The organism is Rhizobium sp. ZPR4, assembly GCF_040215725.1.
Taxonomy (GTDB): Bacteria; Pseudomonadota; Alphaproteobacteria; order Rhizobiales; family Rhizobiaceae; genus Rhizobium; species Rhizobium rhizogenes_D.
The window spans coordinates 701038-717099 of the sequence record NZ_CP157968.1 but is presented as its reverse complement, the minus strand read 5'-3'; the positions used below and the strand labels follow the sequence as shown (position 1 = coordinate 717099).

The 16062-nt window shown below is 59.3% G+C and carries 13 protein-coding genes; 3 read left to right on the top strand and 10 right to left on the bottom strand.

The features are described from left to right. Positions 1 to 87: 87 nt before the first annotated feature. The 6 genes from ABOK31_RS22855 to ABOK31_RS22830 all read right to left on the bottom strand — a co-directional run bounded on the left by ABOK31_RS22855 (position 88) and on the right by ABOK31_RS22830 (position 9100). Positions 88 to 1263 carry an ABC transporter permease gene (locus tag ABOK31_RS22855; RefSeq protein ID WP_349961020.1) on the bottom strand — a complete coding sequence of 392 codons (1176 nt, stop codon included), beginning with the start codon at positions 1261 to 1263 and terminating at the stop codon, positions 88 to 90. Beyond that, complete coding sequence (locus ABOK31_RS22850; protein WP_174181845.1) at positions 1260 to 2258, bottom strand: ABC transporter permease; 999 nt, start codon at positions 2256 to 2258, stop codon at positions 1260 to 1262. The genes ABOK31_RS22855 and ABOK31_RS22850 overlap by 4 nt, the downstream gene beginning before the upstream one ends. Then, positions 2251 to 4167, bottom strand: a complete 1917-nt coding sequence (locus tag ABOK31_RS22845; protein ID WP_174181843.1) for an ABC transporter substrate-binding protein — start codon at positions 4165 to 4167, stop codon at positions 2251 to 2253. The genes ABOK31_RS22850 and ABOK31_RS22845 overlap by 8 nt, the downstream gene beginning before the upstream one ends. Beyond that, complete coding sequence (locus ABOK31_RS22840) at positions 4164 to 6071, bottom strand: ABC transporter ATP-binding protein (RefSeq protein WP_174181841.1); 1908 nt, start codon at positions 6069 to 6071, stop codon at positions 4164 to 4166. Before ABOK31_RS22840 ends, ABOK31_RS22845 begins: the two co-directional genes overlap by 4 nt. 160 nt (positions 6072 to 6231) lie before the next feature. Then, positions 6232 to 7569 (bottom strand): adenylate/guanylate cyclase domain-containing protein, encoded by a 1338-nt coding sequence (locus tag ABOK31_RS22835; RefSeq protein WP_174181839.1) that lies wholly within the window; start codon positions 7567 to 7569, stop codon positions 6232 to 6234. A 355-nt stretch (positions 7570 to 7924) separates the two neighbouring features. Next, on the bottom strand, positions 7925 to 9100 hold the full coding sequence (locus tag ABOK31_RS22830; RefSeq protein ID WP_349961016.1) for a DUF3095 domain-containing protein: 1176 nt from the start codon (positions 9098 to 9100) through the stop codon (positions 7925 to 7927). A 143-nt stretch (positions 9101 to 9243) separates the two neighbouring features. Here ABOK31_RS22830 and ABOK31_RS22825 point away from each other — a divergent pair, with 143 nt between their 5' ends. Beyond that, a complete protein-coding gene (locus tag ABOK31_RS22825; RefSeq protein ID WP_349961013.1) occupies positions 9244 to 9723 on the top strand; it encodes a class I SAM-dependent methyltransferase in 480 nt (159 codons plus the stop codon). A 2-nt stretch (positions 9724 to 9725) separates the two neighbouring features. Here the strand turns inward: ABOK31_RS22825 and ABOK31_RS22820 are convergent, their stop codons facing one another. Both ABOK31_RS22820 and ABOK31_RS22815 read right to left on the bottom strand, forming a co-directional pair. Then, entirely contained in the window at positions 9726 to 10604 is an 879-nt protein-coding gene (locus ABOK31_RS22820) for an FkbM family methyltransferase (RefSeq protein ID WP_349961011.1), read from the bottom strand. A gap of 69 nt (positions 10605 to 10673) precedes the next feature. Then, the gene (locus ABOK31_RS22815; protein WP_174182442.1) at positions 10674 to 12398 is read right to left on the bottom strand and encodes an adenylate/guanylate cyclase domain-containing protein; all 1725 of its coding nucleotides are present in this window, start codon (positions 12396 to 12398) and stop codon (positions 10674 to 10676) included. Positions 12399 to 12598: 200 nt separating this feature from the next. Between ABOK31_RS22815 and ABOK31_RS22810 the strand changes: the two genes are divergently transcribed. Continuing rightward, on the top strand, positions 12599 to 13696 hold the full coding sequence (locus ABOK31_RS22810; protein ID WP_349961009.1) for a glycosyltransferase family 4 protein: 1098 nt from the start codon (positions 12599 to 12601) through the stop codon (positions 13694 to 13696). Further along, positions 13686 to 14432 carry a polysaccharide deacetylase family protein gene (locus ABOK31_RS22805; protein WP_349961007.1) on the top strand — a complete coding sequence of 249 codons (747 nt, stop codon included), beginning with the start codon at positions 13686 to 13688 and terminating at the stop codon, positions 14430 to 14432. Before ABOK31_RS22810 ends, ABOK31_RS22805 begins: the two co-directional genes overlap by 11 nt. A 14-nt stretch (positions 14433 to 14446) precedes the next feature. Here ABOK31_RS22805 and ABOK31_RS22800 read toward each other — a convergent pair whose 3' ends face one another. After that, positions 14447 to 14884: a VOC family protein gene (locus ABOK31_RS22800; RefSeq protein ID WP_174181827.1), complete on the bottom strand. Its 438-nt coding sequence runs from the start codon at positions 14882 to 14884 to the stop codon at positions 14447 to 14449. A 79-nt stretch (positions 14885 to 14963) separates the two neighbouring features. Next, entirely contained in the window at positions 14964 to 15794 is an 831-nt protein-coding gene (locus ABOK31_RS22795; protein ID WP_174181825.1) for an MBL fold metallo-hydrolase, read from the bottom strand. Positions 15795 to 16062: the final 268 nt, after the last annotated feature.

Below are 16062 nucleotides of genomic sequence, written 5' to 3'. Positions count from 1 at the left end.
CTGGGGGTGAAAGTTATACGCGGTGTCGGCAAACGACATCCGCGGGCCGCTTCTCGAATTGCAATCCTGTCTTCGCCGTTCACCCTGCTATTTGTAGGGATCGGCGGCATCGCGCAAGCCGTCTCCTAAAAAGTTGAACGCCAGAATGACCAAAATCACCGGGATCATAGGGAAAAGGAGCCATGGATAGAAGGCGATGACGCTGACGCTCCTTGCCTCGGTCAACAAAATGCCCCAGCTCGTGATTGGCGGGCGAAGCCCCAATCCGAGGAAGCTGAGCGCGGTTTCGCCGAGAATCATGCTCGGAACAGAGATCGTCGCCGTGGCGATCAGATGCGACATGAAGCCAGGAACGAGATGGCGACCAATGATACGGCGCGTACTTGCGCCCATCAGTTGCGCGGCAAGCACATAGTCCTCCTCCCGCAGGGACAGAAGCTTCGAGCGCACGGCGCGTGCAAGGCCGGTCCAGTCGAGAATGCCGAGAATGATGGTAATGCCGAAATAGACGATGATCGGACTCCAGCTCACCGGCATGATCGCCGCAAGCGCCATCCACAATGGCAGGCTCGGCAGCGATTGCAGCACCTCGATCACGCGCTGAACGAGGAGATCGAAAAGACCGCCGTGATAGCCTGCCAGACCGCCGATGACAACGCCGAGTACGAAGCTGATCGCTATACCGATCAACCCGATCGTCAAGGATATGCGCGCGCCGTAGATGATGCGCGACAGCACGTCCCGGCCCAGGCGATCGGTTCCAAGCAGGTACATTTGCCCGCCGACGGAAGGGCAGATCAGGTGCAGGTTCGAATCCACCAGGCCCCAGAAACGATAGGCATCGCCGCGGCAGAAGAAGCGGATCGGCTGCACGTCCGAAGGATTTTCGGTATAGATCCGGCGCAGCGTATCGATATCGAGCGTCATTTTCCGGCCATAGACGAACGGCCCGACGAACTCGCCCTTGTCGAAGAAATGGACCATCTGCGGCGGCGAGTGGATATAATCGACATTGCGGCTGTGCAGCCCGTAAGGCGCCAGGAACTCCGCAATCAGGATCATGCCATAGGCCAGGAGCAGAAAAATGCCGGAGGCGAGCGCAAGCTTGTGCTTCTTGAACTTCCACCACATCAGCTTCTTCTGCGAGGCCATGTAATAGCGCTGCTGGCCGGCGGACATGGCTTCGAACTGATCCGGATCGAAATCCGCGTTCGACACATAATGCTCCAGGGGGGCACCGGGTTTTGGCAGGGATACGCTCACTTTGTACTCCTGCCTTGCAAGCGGATGCGGGGATCGAGAAAGCCGAGTGCGATATCCGAGATCAGCACGCCGATAACATTGAGGAAGGCGAGAAACATCAGAAATGAACCGGCAAGATACATGTCCTGGCTTTGCAGGGCCCGGATCAACATCGGGCCGGTCGTCTCGAGCGACAGCACGATAGCGGTGATCTCAGCGCCCGAAATGATCGACGGCAGGATGGAACCGATATCGGCGACGAAGAAGTTCAATGCCATGCGCAGCGGATATTTCACCAGAGCCTTCAGAGGATGCAGCCCCTTGGCTCGTGCGGTGATGACATATTGCTTCTGCATCTCGTCGAGCAGATTGGCGCGAAGACGGCGGATCATGCCCGCGGTCCCGGCCGTACCGACGATGATGACTGGGATCCAGAGATGCGAGAGGATCGAGCGCGCCTTTTCCCAGCTCATCGGCTGCGAGAGGTATTGCTGATCCATCAAATGGCCGATCGACACGCCGAACCAGACATTGGCGAAATACATCAGGATCAGCGCCAGCATGAAATTCGGGATGGCAATGCCGAGCAGGCCGAGAAAGGTCAGGCCATAATCGCCCCAGCTATATTGATGGGTGGCGGAATAGATGCCGATCGGGAAGGCGATTAGCCAGGTCACGAGAATCGTCGTCATCGACACGAGAATGGTCAGCCACAAGCGGTCGCCAACGACATCCGAAACCGGCAGCTGATATTCGAAGGAATAGCCGAAATCGCCATGCAGCATTCCGGCGACCCAGTGGACGTATTGAATCGGCATGGGCTGATCGAGGCCGTATTCGTGGCGAAGATTCTCGATCTCCTGAAGGTTCGCCGTCTCGCCCTGGGCGCGCAGCTCGGCGATCTGGCTTTCGAAGAAGTCGCCGGGCGGAAGCTGGATGATCGTGAAGACCAGCATCGAAATGACGATCAGGGTCGGGATCATCACGGCGATGCGCCAAAAGATATACCTAAGCATTCCGGCGATCCTCCTTCATCCAGAAGGTATCCGGCATGTAGACACCGAGAAAGCAGGTTGGATCGAAGCCGTAAAGCGCCTTTTCCGGCACGTTCTGCATACGCGCCGAATGCACGATCGGCTGCAGCGTGGCGTTGATGAGGCCGATGGAGAAAACCTGGTCCGTATAGATCGACAGCATTTCGTGCCAGATCTCGGCGCGCTCGAAGGAAGAGGCGGCCGCCTCCCATTCACGTAGCAGCTTGACGAGTTTGGCCGCCTCCGGAACATCGGGCGCGACACCCTGCGTTTCACGCGAAAGATAATACATGCCCCAGAGCGGCCATTGCATCTGGTCGTCGGTTGTCGGCGCCAGTTCTGCCGGGTTCATGTCCGCCGTCGGCACGCCATTGTCCAGGCCATACCACAAGGACATCAGGATACGCCCGCCCATGGCGCGACTGCGGAAAATGTCACGTTGCGACACACGCGTGAACAGCGCAATCCCGACCTTGCGCCAGTGATCGGTGACCAGTTCCAGGACGTCCGCATCCAACGGGCTTTCGCCCGGTGTCTCCACCGTGATTTCCATACGCCTTCCGTCCGGCAACAGGCGAATGCCATCTTCGTCGCGCTTGGCAAGACCGGCGGCGTCGAGCAAAGCATTGGCCTGATCGGGATCGTGCGCAATCCAAGCCGACGCATATTCCGGCTTGTAGAGCGGGCTGTCCGGCAGGACGGTATTGGCGCTCTCGGCGCCAAGGCCGTAGAAGACGGCCATATTGACCTCGTGGCGGTCGATCGCCAGCGACAGGGCTCGCCGCACGCGCACATCGCGCAGAACGTCTCGCCAGACGGCATCGGCGCTGTTCAGATTGGGAAACAGCGCAACCCGCGACCCCCGCGCCGCTTTCCAAAGATTGACCTTGATCGGGTGGAGCTTCTCCGCTTCCTTGAGGAAGGTGTAGTCGTTGAAATCTATGCCGTTTGCCTGCAGATCGCTTTCTCCCGCACCGGTCTTGGCGGCGATGATCGCGGAAGAGCTGATGTTCAGGATCATCCGATCTATATAGGGCAACTGCCGGCCATTTTCGTCGACGCGATGAAAATAGGGATTGCGCTCGAAGACGAATTGCTCGGCCGGCGGCGCGGTCGTGTTGCGCCAGGGATCGAGCACGGGCAGGTTAGGATTTTCAGGCCGGTAGGAACGGGCCATCTTGATATGCAGATCCTGCCATTTCTTAACGCGGTTTTCCTTCATCAGCGAGGACAGGCGAATGCTGTCCTGATACTTCTTGTGGAACTGCTTCAGATAATGCGAAGGCCCGGCAATGACGAGCGGCTGCGGCGCGGCAAGAATCGGCAGGAAATCTGGATTTGGATCATCCCAGGAATAACGCACCGTCAGCTCATCGAGCAACTCGAAACGCGGCAGGCTGCCATGCGGGCGCAACTCCAGGGCGCCGCCGCCCGGTGTCAGTTCTTTGTTGAGGATGACGTCTTCCCACCAATAGCGGAAGTCATAGGCGGTGAAAGGATGTCCATCCGACCATTTATGTCCGTCGCGCAGCTTGAAGGTGAAAACCATGTCGTTGACGGAGGTGAATGACTCCAGAATATCAGGCTGCAACGACAGGGTACGGTCATAGCCGACGAGACGGGCATAGCCGTAGATCGTCATGAAGCGGATATCGTTCTGGCTGCCGATAATGGTGCGCACCGACCCGCCATAATGGCCTGGCGTGCGCCCCATGGCCGCGACATTGACGATGCGCGGGAATTTCGGCAAACGCCTGGCAAGATGCGGCATCTGGCCGGCCCTTAGCCAATCGGCGAAATATTCCGGCTCATTGTCAACATCCGCGGCAAGAACGGGTTGAGGCAAAACGGTGGTGGCCAGCAGGCCGAGAAAGGTGCGCCGGTTGATCATTTGCGCAGCTCCTGGGCACCGAGACCCCGGCGGGCACGCACGAAATGCCCTCCGCCCAAATCGGCATAGGCCAGATCTCCGTCCGCCCCCTCAGAGAATTTCGGCCCCCATTTCTGCTTGGCTGCGGAGCCTTCGCTGCTCAGGGCGGAGAAATCCAGCGGCCGGTCGAGATCGGGGAACGGGACCGCAGCAAGCAGCGAACGCGTGTAGGGATGAACGGGATCGCGCAGGATGATCTCGCGTGGTGCGATTTCAACGATACGTCCCCGTGCCATCACGGCAATGCGGTCGGCCATATAATCGACCACGGCGAGATTGTGCGAAATGAACAGATAGGTCAGGCCAAGTTCTTTCTGCAGATCCTTGAGAAGGTTCAGGATTTGCGCCTGCACAGACACGTCGAGCGCCGAAACGGGCTCGTCGAGGATCAGAAGCTTCGGTCCCAGCGCCAAAGCGCGCGCAATTCCGATGCGCTGGCGCTGGCCGCCGGAGAAACTGTGCGGATAACGGCTGAGATAGTGCTTGTCGAGACCGATCGCCTGCATCAGCGCCTTGACCTTCTCCTTGCGCTCGGCGCTGTCGCCATGCCCATGGATTTCCAAGGGCTCGCTCAGGATGTTGCGGATGGTCATGCGCGGAGAAAGAGAAGAGACCGGGTCCTGGAAGACCATCTGGATCTTCGTACGCAGATCCATCAGCTCGTCACCCTTGACGGCGAGTACATCGATCTTGCCGCTGCCATCATCGAAGCTGACGGAACCACTATCGGCGGTGACACCCCGCATCAGAATCTTGCTCACGGTCGTCTTGCCGCAGCCACTTTCCCCGACCAGGCCGAGACATTCGCCGCGGCGAATATCGAAACTGACATCATCGACCGCACGGAACTTTGTGCCATCCCGTCGCCCAAACAGCCCGCCGGCTTTCGAGGTGTAGGTCTTGGTCAGATTGCGCACGCTAAGCAGGACATCGGGTGCCGTGCCCGCCGCCGGCACACCGTTGCCGATAAGCTTCTTCTTGCCGGAGAAGGTGCCGAGATTGATCGGGACATCCCGCAAGGACTTCAATCTTTCTCCGGGCTTCATGTCGAAATGCGGCACCGCCGACATCAGCGCCTTCAGGTAACGATGCTGCGGCTGACGAAAGATCGTGTCGACCGGACCTGCTTCCATGATCTCGCCGTGATAGATGACCACGACCTCATCGGCCATGTTCGCAACGACGCCGAGATCATGAGTGATCAGCAGCATAGCCATGTTGAACGTCTGCTGGAGATTGCGCAGCAGGCCGAGGATCTGCGCCTGGATGGTGACATCCAATGCCGTCGTCGGCTCGTCGGCAATCAACAGCGCCGGATTGCAGATCAGCGCCATGGCGATCATCGCGCGCTGACGCATGCCTCCGGAAAGCTCGAAAGGATACATATCGAAAGTGCGAACCGGGTCCTGGAAGCCGACAAGGTTCAGCATCTCCTCGGTCTTTTCGTGCTGCTCGGCCCTGCTGGTGCCTGCGCTGTGAATGCGAAGCGCTTCGCTGATCTGGTTGCCGACGGTATGCAGCGGCGACAGCGAGGTCATCGGCTCCTGGAAGATCTTTGCCATGCGCGCGCCACGCAGCCTGCGGATCGCGACGCCATCGCGCGGCAGCTGGAGAATATCGGTCGTCTGACCGTCGAGCGGATCGGTAAACAGAATCCGGCCGGTCGCCTTCGCCGCCGTTGGCAGGATGCCCATGATCGATTGACTGATGATCGACTTGCCGGAGCCGGATTCGCCGACGAGCGCCGTAACCTTGCCTGGGAGCACTCTCAAGCCGGCATTCTTTACGACGCGCAGACTATCTCCATAAAGGGAGAACGAGACGTCGAGGTTCTCAATACGCAGTAGATCAGTCCCTGACGCCATACATATTACTTCCCGCTCACATGACCTTTGTGGCCTTATACGGCACACTAACGTAGGCCATAACGGGTGTCTAGCTGGTCAAAGCAATGCCGCGACCGTAAAAAAACTGTCGTCTTTCCAGTGATATATCGGCTTATGCTGAAGCGGGAGGCGGCGGCGGTTACGGAGTCAGGTTTTCAACTTGAAGACGGCCCTCGAACTTCTTGGCATCCCTGTGCAAGAGAATGACCTGCTCGGCCTCGGAGAGACTGTCTGGTGCCGTTTCCTGAAAGATTTCCAGCCCGCCATTGGCTGGCGTCGCAGCTTTCGGAGAGACGACGGTGAAGCGCTGGCGCACGCCGCGGAGCTTTTCTTCGCCGAGTTTTCCCCATTCGCAGTCGGTGTAGCTGGAGAAAGCCTGGCTCGCGACGACCTCGGTCGCATATTTCTTGGTGAGCGACTGTAGCCGCTCGACCTCGTTGACCGCCGCGCCGAAGGCGGAAAACGTCAACCGATCCTTCAATCCGACATTGCCAAACATGACGTTGCCGACATGCAGGCCGATCCCATAGCGCACTTCGCTCAAATTGCGCGATTGGCGATCGCTGTTGAGTGCCGTGACACGGCGCTGCGCCTCAAAAACGGCCGAGAGTGCGGCCTCGCAGGCCACCTTGGACGGGTCCTTGTGCCGCCCACATGGGTAGACGGCGAGAAATCCGTCGCCAAGGAAGCTCAGGATCTCGCCGCCGTTGCGATTGAACGGCGCTGCGATCGCATCGAAGAATTCGTTCAGCGTATCGATATAGGCTTGGCGACCTTCCTTTTCGGCATAAACCGTGGATTGCCGCATGTCGCCCATGACGAGCGCCGCCCGGATCGTCTCGCCGTCACCTCGGCGGATCTGGCCGTTCAGCACGCGCTTTCCGGCATCGCCGCCGAGATAGGTGGTCAGCATGTTGTTGGCGAGCTTGCCGAGAACCGCCATCTTGGCGGCCATGGCCAGATGGTTCTGCATGCGCATCAGCGCGCCGATCATCTCTTCGCTGAAGCCGCCGATGCTGTCGGTGGACCAGGAGCCCATCATGCCCTGCACCGAGCCCGCGCCGAAAGTCTGCACGAAGGCCATGTAGTCGGTGACCTTCTCCTTGCGCAGATCCTCGAAGATCGGAAATTCGACAGCACCGTCGACATCGATCCGACGACGCAGGTGCTGGAGATTGTTGGACAGGAGATAATAATAGGGGCTCTGCACGAAGCGTTCCGGCTTCTCGTTCCCATGCCGGTAGCCCTCGATCGTCAGACCGCCGGCGCGCCGCCAGGTAAAGCCGAGCGCATCGTAGAGCGGATGTAACATGGAAAAGGTCAGATGCACGCGGTTGAGCGGCATTCCTGTCGCCGCCATGCGCTCGCAGAAGCCGCGAACGGTGGTCTCCAGGTTTTCGCCCGTCAGCGCCGCCTGCGTAAGCCATTCCGCGACTTTATCGAGAAGAAGATCAGAAACACTCGAGTGAATAGTCATTGTCCCCGCGGCCTATCTTGCAATGCACTATGTCTCGCCGGTCATGGGGTGCCGGCACTTTCGCCGACTGCCATCTCCGGAATTTCCGGCCTATCGTTCAAGGCTGGATGAAACGATCACGCAATAGCACGTTCCCTAGCTACCCCTGGATCGCGCAAGCACCAGAAAAATCGACTGCATTCCTCACGCCCCCGCACCAGAAATGCAGCAAAAGGACAGCCGTCGCAACCGGCGACTCTCGTTTTGTTCTCTTTCAGATAAGGCGCATATTCAGCTGAAACAATGGGCTAAACCGAAATGGATCGATAAAAATCACGACTGCAACCCATAGCCGGCTGCGTGTGACATCCGAAAGTCACTCGCCCGCGGCAAGCTCGGGCGGCCGCTTTTCGCGCAACGCCATGGCTGCCATCGCGTAACCGCCGCTCGCCCCGTCGATGAAATGCATATGGTCGCGCATGAGCGGGGTCGGCACGAAACAGGTCATCAACGCGCTATCCTGGCGATGCAGACCAAAACGGCAGACACCCTCGGCCTCGGCCTGGCGCAAGCGCGCCTCGATGCGCTCAAGATGCAGGGCGTCGACATCGATCGTCATTTTCAAGCCGTCGTCAAACTTGCGGAAATCGGAATTCGCTGCGAGATCACGCCGGTAGATCTGGGCATCGAAGGTTGCGGTCCTCACCCCGAGCTTGTCGAGAACCCAGACGAGGACGATCTGGGCATCGATGACAAGCTTGCGCCACCAGCGATTGGCCGGGGCGGCCAAAGCCCGCGCTTCGATATCGGCACCTCCGAAGCTCAATGCCGGCGTCGGACCTTCAACCGGAACGGGATGGCTGTCGCGGCTCTGCTCTGCAGATATGGCAATGATATCGGCAACCAGTTGCTGAAATTTCGGACCGCTTCCCGCGTCGCCGGGAATGGCGATAATCGAGACGATCTCGCCATTATGCGCCTCGATCGGGTTCCATCGGCACGAAAGACCTGTCAGATCGGGTTCCACTCTTGCCGGCATCGCCTCGACGATGAAGCGGCCCGCTTTCATCTGCCGCTCCGCCCAGCTCGTACCGCCGCCGGAAAACATGGCATAGGAAACGTAATCGCTCGGGCTGAAACGGGCGACCCGTACGTCGAGCCCCTCACTGCGAATGGCGGCCATCGGTACCAAAGCCGTGCGCAGATCGAGCTGCAGCTCTTCCTTCACCCAGCCCCGCACAGCCGCAAGCGCTTGCCGCGCCCGCTCCCCGCCGGAGGATGGGACGGCGACCACTGCGCCATCCCCACCGAAGGCAAAGGGGTAGTCTCCTCGGCCCAAGGCGTTGAGCACGGCGGAAATCACGCTGGCGCCCGCCATATTGACCGATTTGTAGTGTCCGGCGGCAATCGCCTTTGTCGAGCTGACGATGTCGGCGACGGCAATCAACCAGTCATCCGGGAGAGGCTGGTAATTGGCGCTGTCGGTCACACCTTCGAAACGCGTGAAACCCGCAAGCTTATGGAAGAAATCATCATTGGATGGCTCGGCCATGATGTCCCCCTTCATTGAGCGCCGCGACAATCTATCCCTACAGCAAATGCGTTGAAAAGCCAGCGGGCGGTCGACGCCGCGATGCCCGCCGTGCTACGCCCACTGCGGGAGAGGCACAAGACGCCAAGGATACTTCAAATACGATGAGCCGCCTGGATAGTTTCATTCGCCGCCTCAGCGCACAGCGCGACATCCTCAATGCCGTCGCCGACGAGGTGAGAATGCTTGATGGCCCCGTGCTGGAGCTCGGTCTCGGCAATGGCCGCACCTTCGATCATCTGCGCGAACTTTTTCCCGATCGCCGCATCATTGCCTTCGACCGGGCGGTCAATGCCTACGGTCCTTCAGTGCCGTCGACCAACAATCTCGTCCTTGGCGAGATCAAGGATACGGCGAAAACCTTTGTCGGCGCCAATGCCTCGCTCGCCCATGCCGATATCGGCACCGGCTACGAAGACAAGGATGCGATAACATTGACCTGGCTGCCGCAAATCATGGCCGGCGTGCTGGCATCGGGCGGGCTTGCCGTCAGCGGCCTTCCCCTCGATCATCCAGATCTCGAGGCACTGGCCCTGCCTTCAACCGTCAAGGACGGGCGCTATTTCATCTATCGGCGCAAATAGGCTCAGCGTATAAAGAGAACGTCGAACTGCTCGCCCTCGACAGGCAATTCACTCACCTTCAAAACCTTCTCGCCTGCTTCGAAGAAGGCGAGACATTCGCTGTAGTGTCTGGCGAGATCAGCGATGAAGTCCTTAGTCTGATCCTTGCCGTAGAAGGCTGGCGTGAATTCCATATAAAGCGGCACCCTGCGGGCCATCAGCGCGCTCATCGAACGGCAGGCAATCGGCTCATAACCCTCGATGTCCATCCAGATCAGCCCGATATCGGCGGGATCGACGCCTGCCTGCACGAGAATATCGTTGACCGGCCGGACAGGTACCGAGATCTTCTCGTCGGTCGAGCTTTGCCGCAATGCGCTGCTTTTGCCATGATTCTTGTGGTTGAGGTAGAAATCGAGCTGCCCCTCACGATCGCCGGCGGCGCAATTGACCGTCGTTACCATTTCCTGCAGGCCATTGTCGGCAATGTTGGTCGCCAGCAAGCGAAAATTGCGCGGGTCCGGCTCGACGCTGACGATATGGTCATAGGCACCACTCAGGGCAAAATAGCAGGTCTGCGTGCCGATATTGCCGCCGAGTTCCAGGAGCGCCGATCCCTTGCGCAACAGGCCGCGCTCGCGCAATACGCTCAGAAGGCGGTCGACATGGTCGCGCTCGAAATGCCCTTTGCGAAAAACCTTACGGCCGATGTAGTCGGCCGGCGAGAAACTGAGAACGTGATCCCCGCAATCGACCGTCATCGTCTTCACACGAGGGCCGAGTGCACTGACGAGGATATCCCGGCCGAGCCTGGTGTCGAACAGACGCGTTGCGATCGCATCCCGTTTGCGGCGAAAGGCTCGTTTCCAGTATTTTCTCGTGAGGATCTTGCGGTCGAACATGAGCGCCATCCCTACACCAGCGCCATTCCGTTGCAAACGGGGAAGATCGGCAATGCGGGCCTCTAAAAATCAGGCAAAGTGGCCGCTCGCCTCTTTCGAAACGATATAGACCCGCAAGGGTTCACCGCGGCCTCGAACGGCGATCTCGCGGCTTTCGGTGCCGGCGATATCCGCTTCCGACAGCTGCGCCACCGGCTCTGAAAAGACGAGCGCAGTGTTGAATTCCTTGGCGACGCTTTCAAGGCGGCTGGCGACATTGACCGTATCGCCGATCGCCGTCACGTTCTTAACGGTGCCATACCCCATCGAGCCTACCACCGCGAGGCCGGTGTGGATGCCGATGGCGATCTCGAGCGGTGCTGCCAGCTCGTCGGCCAACTCATCGCTGAGCTTATCGATCTCCCGGATGATCGCAGCGGCGGCCTTCAATGCCTGGCGATTGGCCTCCTTCGGGGTCGTGCGAAGGCCGAAGAGGGCCATGGCACCATCGCCAATGAACTTGTCCATCCGGCCGCCATTCTCCTCGATGATGCGGCCAACGATGGCGAAATAGCGATTGAGCAGGAAGACGATGTCGAAGGGCAGCCGCGATTCGGTCAGCGACGTGAAATGGCGCAGATCGCAGAAGAAGACGACGATCTCCCGCTCGCGGCCAGGGCTTGCAGCCTGCGTGTAGACCGGGATCGTCGCTTCGGCCATCGGCGCCAGCAGCGGCAAGACGCTGACATTACCGGTCGGACGCAGCTGGCAGGCAAGTCTGACATCCGGCGTGGCGCCGATGCGGTTCAACGTCTTCTGCTCCAGCGGCTCGGGCGGTGGCAGGTTCTCTGCTCCCTCGATGATCTGCACGCGGCAGGTGGAGCATTGCCCCTTACCGCCGCAGACCGAATAATGCGGGATGCCGCCGAGACGGCTTGCTTCGAGCACACTAAAGCCGCGCGGCGCATGCACCACCTCGCCGCCGGCGTAGCGGATGGCGACCTGGTACTGGCGCTCACGCAATCTGCGATGCGTACGAAAGGCGAAAAGAGCGGCAAGCGACAAGCTGAAGGCGCCATAGAACCCTGCTCGGTATGGCCACAAGGCCTGTGTCATCTGGCCGCCCGGCGCGGAGCCGGTCTCGCCATAGCTCCGCATGTCGCTGTAGTAGCCGCCGGGATAGCCGCGCTCATCCTCCTGGGCGACTTCATGCGCCACGGTCTTGCCCATCGCGGCAAAACCAAGCAAAGCGAGAACCGGCAAAACGATGGCAAGCGATAATATCACCGGAGCGATCACCGTGTACCAAGGACGGTAGCGCAGCCAGAAATGAACGCCGATGCATCCGTGGAGCCAGACAATCAGCAGCACGAACGACTGGCGCAGGCCATTGAGCGGCGAGGTCACCCACAGGCTGCGCACGATTGCCTTGTAGGTGTCATGATAGCCGTAGACCTCATGGACGATGCGCGTCGCAATGATGTGATCGATCAGCAGCAGGGGCACCAGCAGACCGGTTACGATCTGAAAAGCTTCGCCGGCAGGCATGACGAGCGTTCTGCGCCTGTAAAGCATCCGCAGCACCAGCAGGATATGGAGAATCAGCGCGCCATAAAGAAGCGCGGTTCCGACCGGATTGCGCCACACGGCCATGAACCAACGTTGAGCATGTTCGGCCATACCGAGCGAGATCAGCCCGAGGGAATGGTTGGCCAGATGCATGATCACGAAAGCAAAAACGATCAGACCGGAGCCGAGACGGAGCTTTCGCACCAGACGATCGGTAATGATTGGCTTTCTTGCCTCGATGGTCATCAAACCCAATGTATATTGCCCGTTCACAACAGGTGGGAAAACGGCTATCGCCTATTCATCTAGCCGCAACGCCGCATGCTGTCGAGGATGCGGCTTTTTGAAGCAGGGACCTTATTGTCACGCAACCGGTCGGAATTCGGGCAATCCTCTCACAATTCGGGTTCCTGTCATCACTTAATCGTCAACTGTGTGACGACGCCATGAAGATCGCCTTTTACGCCCCCTTGAAGTCTCCCGCTCATCCGGTCCCATCTGGCGACCGGCTGATGGCGCGCCAGATCATCTCAGTATTGAAGATGGCGGGACACCAGGTCGAAGTCGCTTCTGAATTGCGCAGTTTCACGCCGGGTCCTGAAGCCGGGCCACGCATGGAGATAGCCCGACAGGCCCGGGCCGAAATGGATAGTCTGACCGAGCGCTGGCGGAGCGAGACGGCACCCGACCTATGGTTCACCTATCATCCCTATTACAAGACGCCCGATCTCATCGGTCCATCCGTCGCCAGGAGGCTGAGCATTCCCTATGTGACGGCCGAGGCTTCCTACTCCCGCCGTCATGACGAGAACGGCTGGAGCGAGAACCAGCGTCTTATCGCCGATGCGGTAAGGCTTGCCACCGTTAATCTGTGCTTTACCGAGCGGGACCGGATCGGTCTGCTCGATGCGATCCCCGATGGTCGCTACGAGCGCTTTTTGCCCTTCATCGACGCGACGCCATTTGTACGCTCTTTCCCGGATCCGCGACGGCTGATTGCCGTGGCGATGTTGCGGAAGGGCGACAAGTTTGACAGCTACGCCATGCTGGCGAGCGCGCTCGATCTTATCCGCGATCAGGATTGGACCCTCACCATCATCGGCGACGGGCCGATGCGGGCCGAGGTCAGATCGTTGTTTTCCACATTCGGCGAAAGCCGCATCATCTGGCGCGGAGAACGCTCCACCGCAGAGATCGCGCAGGAGCTGGCGACCGCCGGCCTCTATGTCTGGCCCGGCTGCAACGAAGCCTATGGCCTTGCCTATCTGGAGGCGCAGGCGGCGGGCCTGCCCGTGGTCGCGCAGGCAACGGCCGGCGTGCCGGAAGTGGTGATGGCGCGCAAAACGGGACTTTTAACGCCGGAAGGCGATGTCGAAGCCTATGCCGGTGCCATCGCTCGGCTTTTGAACGATCAAAGCCAGCGACAGACCATGGCAGACGCAGCCTATGACTTCGTTCATCAGGAGCGTTCACTGCCCGCCGCATCGAAGCGGCTGGAAACCATTCTTCGAAACCATCTGGGAGATACCTATTATGAGCGATAGAGCCGATTGGCAGCCCCTGCGCGACGAACTGCGTCGATGGAGCGAGGCTGGACGAAAGGTAAAACTGTGGTTCCGCGACGACGACGCCATCGAGCCGACCCCTGCCCTCGACCGGCTGCTATCGCTTGCCAATCGTTTCGACGTGCCGATGGCTCTTGCGATCATTCCGGGACTGACCGGCGAGCCGTTGGCCGAGCGACTGGCGTCCGAGAACCGCATCACCGCCACGGTGCACGGCTGGACGCATCAAAACTATGCTCCTGACGATACCAAGAAGCAGGAGCTTGGCCTGCACCGGCCGCAGCAGATCGTACTCGACGAGCTGCATCGCGGCTTCGACAAGCTCAAGGCCCTTTATGTCAAGCAGTTCGTCCCGCTGCTGGTGCCGCCGTGGAACCGTATCGATGACGCGCTGCTGCCGCATCTCGCTCCCTTCGGCTACCGCGCCGTCTCCGTCTTCGGATTAGCAAAGCAGGCCCCTATCGGCCTGATCAACACGCATATCGACATCATGAGATGGCACGGGATGCGTGGCGGTCTACCGCATACAGAAGTGATCGCACGTCTGGTGGAGGAGCTCCAGATTCGTTTCGATGGCCACGACGAACCGATCGGGGTGATGACGCACCATCTCGTCCATGACGATCTCGCCTGGGATTTCGTAGAGACGCTATTCGAGGAAACGGCCGGCCATGCCGCCATCGAATGGCGGCCGGTCGGCCATTTCGTACATTAGTGGTCGTATTACGCTCAGCCGAGTTCCTGGGCGAGTCCGATGAGAAGCCCTTCAGGCCCACGGATGTAGCAGAGCCGATATGCGTTACTATACTGGACGACCTCGCCGACGAGCTGCGCACCGCGCATGCGGAGCCTTTCAAGCGTGTCGTCGATGTCGTCGACGGCAAACATGACCCTGAGATAGCCCAAGGCGTTGACCGGGGCATTCCGGTGATCCGCGACGACAGCCGGTGCGAGGAAGCGGGAGAGTTCGAGCCGGCTGTGGCCGTCCGGCGTGCGCATCATGGCAATCTCGACGCGCTGATCGCCCAGTCCGGTGATACGCCCGGCCCACTCTCCTTCGATCGTGGCCTGCCCTTCAAGCTCAAGACCGAGTTCGCGAAAGAAATCGATTGCCCCTGCGAGATCTTCGACGACGATTCCTACGTTGTCCATCCGCTTGACGGCCATGTCTTTAACCTCCGGGTGTCGTTCCAGTCTACAAGGTGTCGCCTGGTCTAACAACGGACACTTGCGGCCAAACGGCCTCTCAGAGCTGCAGCGACTGTCCGTCAAAGGCGAAGAACGCTTCGGGGAAGCTCTTCTGCGCATCGCGCTGCATGTCATCCAGTTCGCGGTCCGTGCGGCCGGGTGCGTGATGGAACATGGCGAGCCGCTTAACGCCGGCCTTCTTGGCGAGCTTGATGCCCTCCTGCCATGTGGAATGGCCGAAGCCCAGATATTTCGGCATCTCCGCTTCGAGATAGGTCGCATCATAGATGGCAAGATCGGCATCGGCCATCAGCTCAAGCGCGGCCTCATCCAGCCGTCCGGTCACATGCTCGGTATCATAGACCATGGCGATCACCCGGCCCGCCCATTCGATGCGATAGCCGATACAGCCGCCGGGATGGTTCAGCCTCGTCGTATGGAGGACGATGCCTGGATGTGGCTTCAACGTATCGCCGGCGGCGAAATCGCGGAAATTCATCGTCGCACGACAGATATCGGGTTCAACGGGAAACCATGGCGGCCGCATGAACTGGCCGATCAACTGTCGCGTCGTCGTCTTACCTGCCAAATGGCCCGACCAGAGATCGACGCTGACGCGCGGATCATAGATCGCGTTGAAGAAAGGCAGACCGATGATGTGGTCGTAGTGCGAATGGGTGAAGAAGAGATCGATATTGCGGACCCCTTCCTTGGCAAGGGAGGCGGCCGCTTCGCGCAAACCAGTCCCGGCGTCGAATAAGATATGCCTGCCGTCATGTCGTAACTCGATGCACGACGTATTGCCGCCGTACCGCTCAAATTCCGGTCCCGATACAGGGATGCTCCCCCGTACTCCCCAAAATTTCAGCTCAAAACTATCGTTGTTCATGGAAGTTTTTACACCATTCCCCTTTCGGTCAAAAAAAGCACACTTTTGCTATTGTGCGAAGCCAGCAATTTCTAAAAGTCGTGCAGTGGTAAAAACTGGATCTCATCGGTTGGCCGACACAGATCGTTGGGCGGATTGCCGCCAACGGATCGCACAGATCTAATATAGGTATGAAATGACAGAATAGATAAGGGGCGGGAGTTTGCGTGTGACGCCAGCCATCCAGGTTATATTAGTTCACGATGAAAAGCGAACCTTGGGAGGGGCT

What these genes read in the sequence shown, in the direction of transcription:
- ABOK31_RS22850 (WP_174181845.1), bottom strand. Translation starts at nt 2,258, where the DNA reads ATGCTTAGGTATATCTTTTGGCGCATCGCCGTGATGATCCCGACCCTG.
- ABOK31_RS22845 (WP_174181843.1), bottom strand. Translation starts at nt 4,167, where the DNA reads ATGATCAACCGGCGCACCTTTCTCGGCCTGCTGGCCACCACCGTTTTG.
- ABOK31_RS22840 (WP_174181841.1), bottom strand. Translation starts at nt 6,071, where the DNA reads ATGGCGTCAGGGACTGATCTACTGCGTATTGAGAACCTCGACGTCTCG.
- ABOK31_RS22835 (WP_174181839.1), bottom strand. Translation starts at nt 7,569, where the DNA reads ATGACTATTCACTCGAGTGTTTCTGATCTTCTTCTCGATAAAGTCGCG.
- ABOK31_RS22830 (WP_349961016.1), bottom strand. Translation starts at nt 9,100, where the DNA reads ATGGCCGAGCCATCCAATGATGATTTCTTCCATAAGCTTGCGGGTTTC.
- ABOK31_RS22825 (WP_349961013.1), top strand. Translation starts at nt 9,244, where the DNA reads ATGAGCCGCCTGGATAGTTTCATTCGCCGCCTCAGCGCACAGCGCGAC.
- ABOK31_RS22820 (WP_349961011.1), bottom strand. Translation starts at nt 10,604, where the DNA reads ATGTTCGACCGCAAGATCCTCACGAGAAAATACTGGAAACGAGCCTTT.
- ABOK31_RS22815 (WP_174182442.1), bottom strand. Translation starts at nt 12,398, where the DNA reads ATGACCATCGAGGCAAGAAAGCCAATCATTACCGATCGTCTGGTGCGA.
- ABOK31_RS22810 (WP_349961009.1), top strand. Translation starts at nt 12,599, where the DNA reads ATGAAGATCGCCTTTTACGCCCCCTTGAAGTCTCCCGCTCATCCGGTC.
- ABOK31_RS22805 (WP_349961007.1), top strand. Translation starts at nt 13,686, where the DNA reads ATGAGCGATAGAGCCGATTGGCAGCCCCTGCGCGACGAACTGCGTCGA.
- ABOK31_RS22800 (WP_174181827.1), bottom strand. Translation starts at nt 14,884, where the DNA reads ATGGCCGTCAAGCGGATGGACAACGTAGGAATCGTCGTCGAAGATCTC.
- ABOK31_RS22795 (WP_174181825.1), bottom strand. Translation starts at nt 15,794, where the DNA reads ATGAACAACGATAGTTTTGAGCTGAAATTTTGGGGAGTACGGGGGAGC.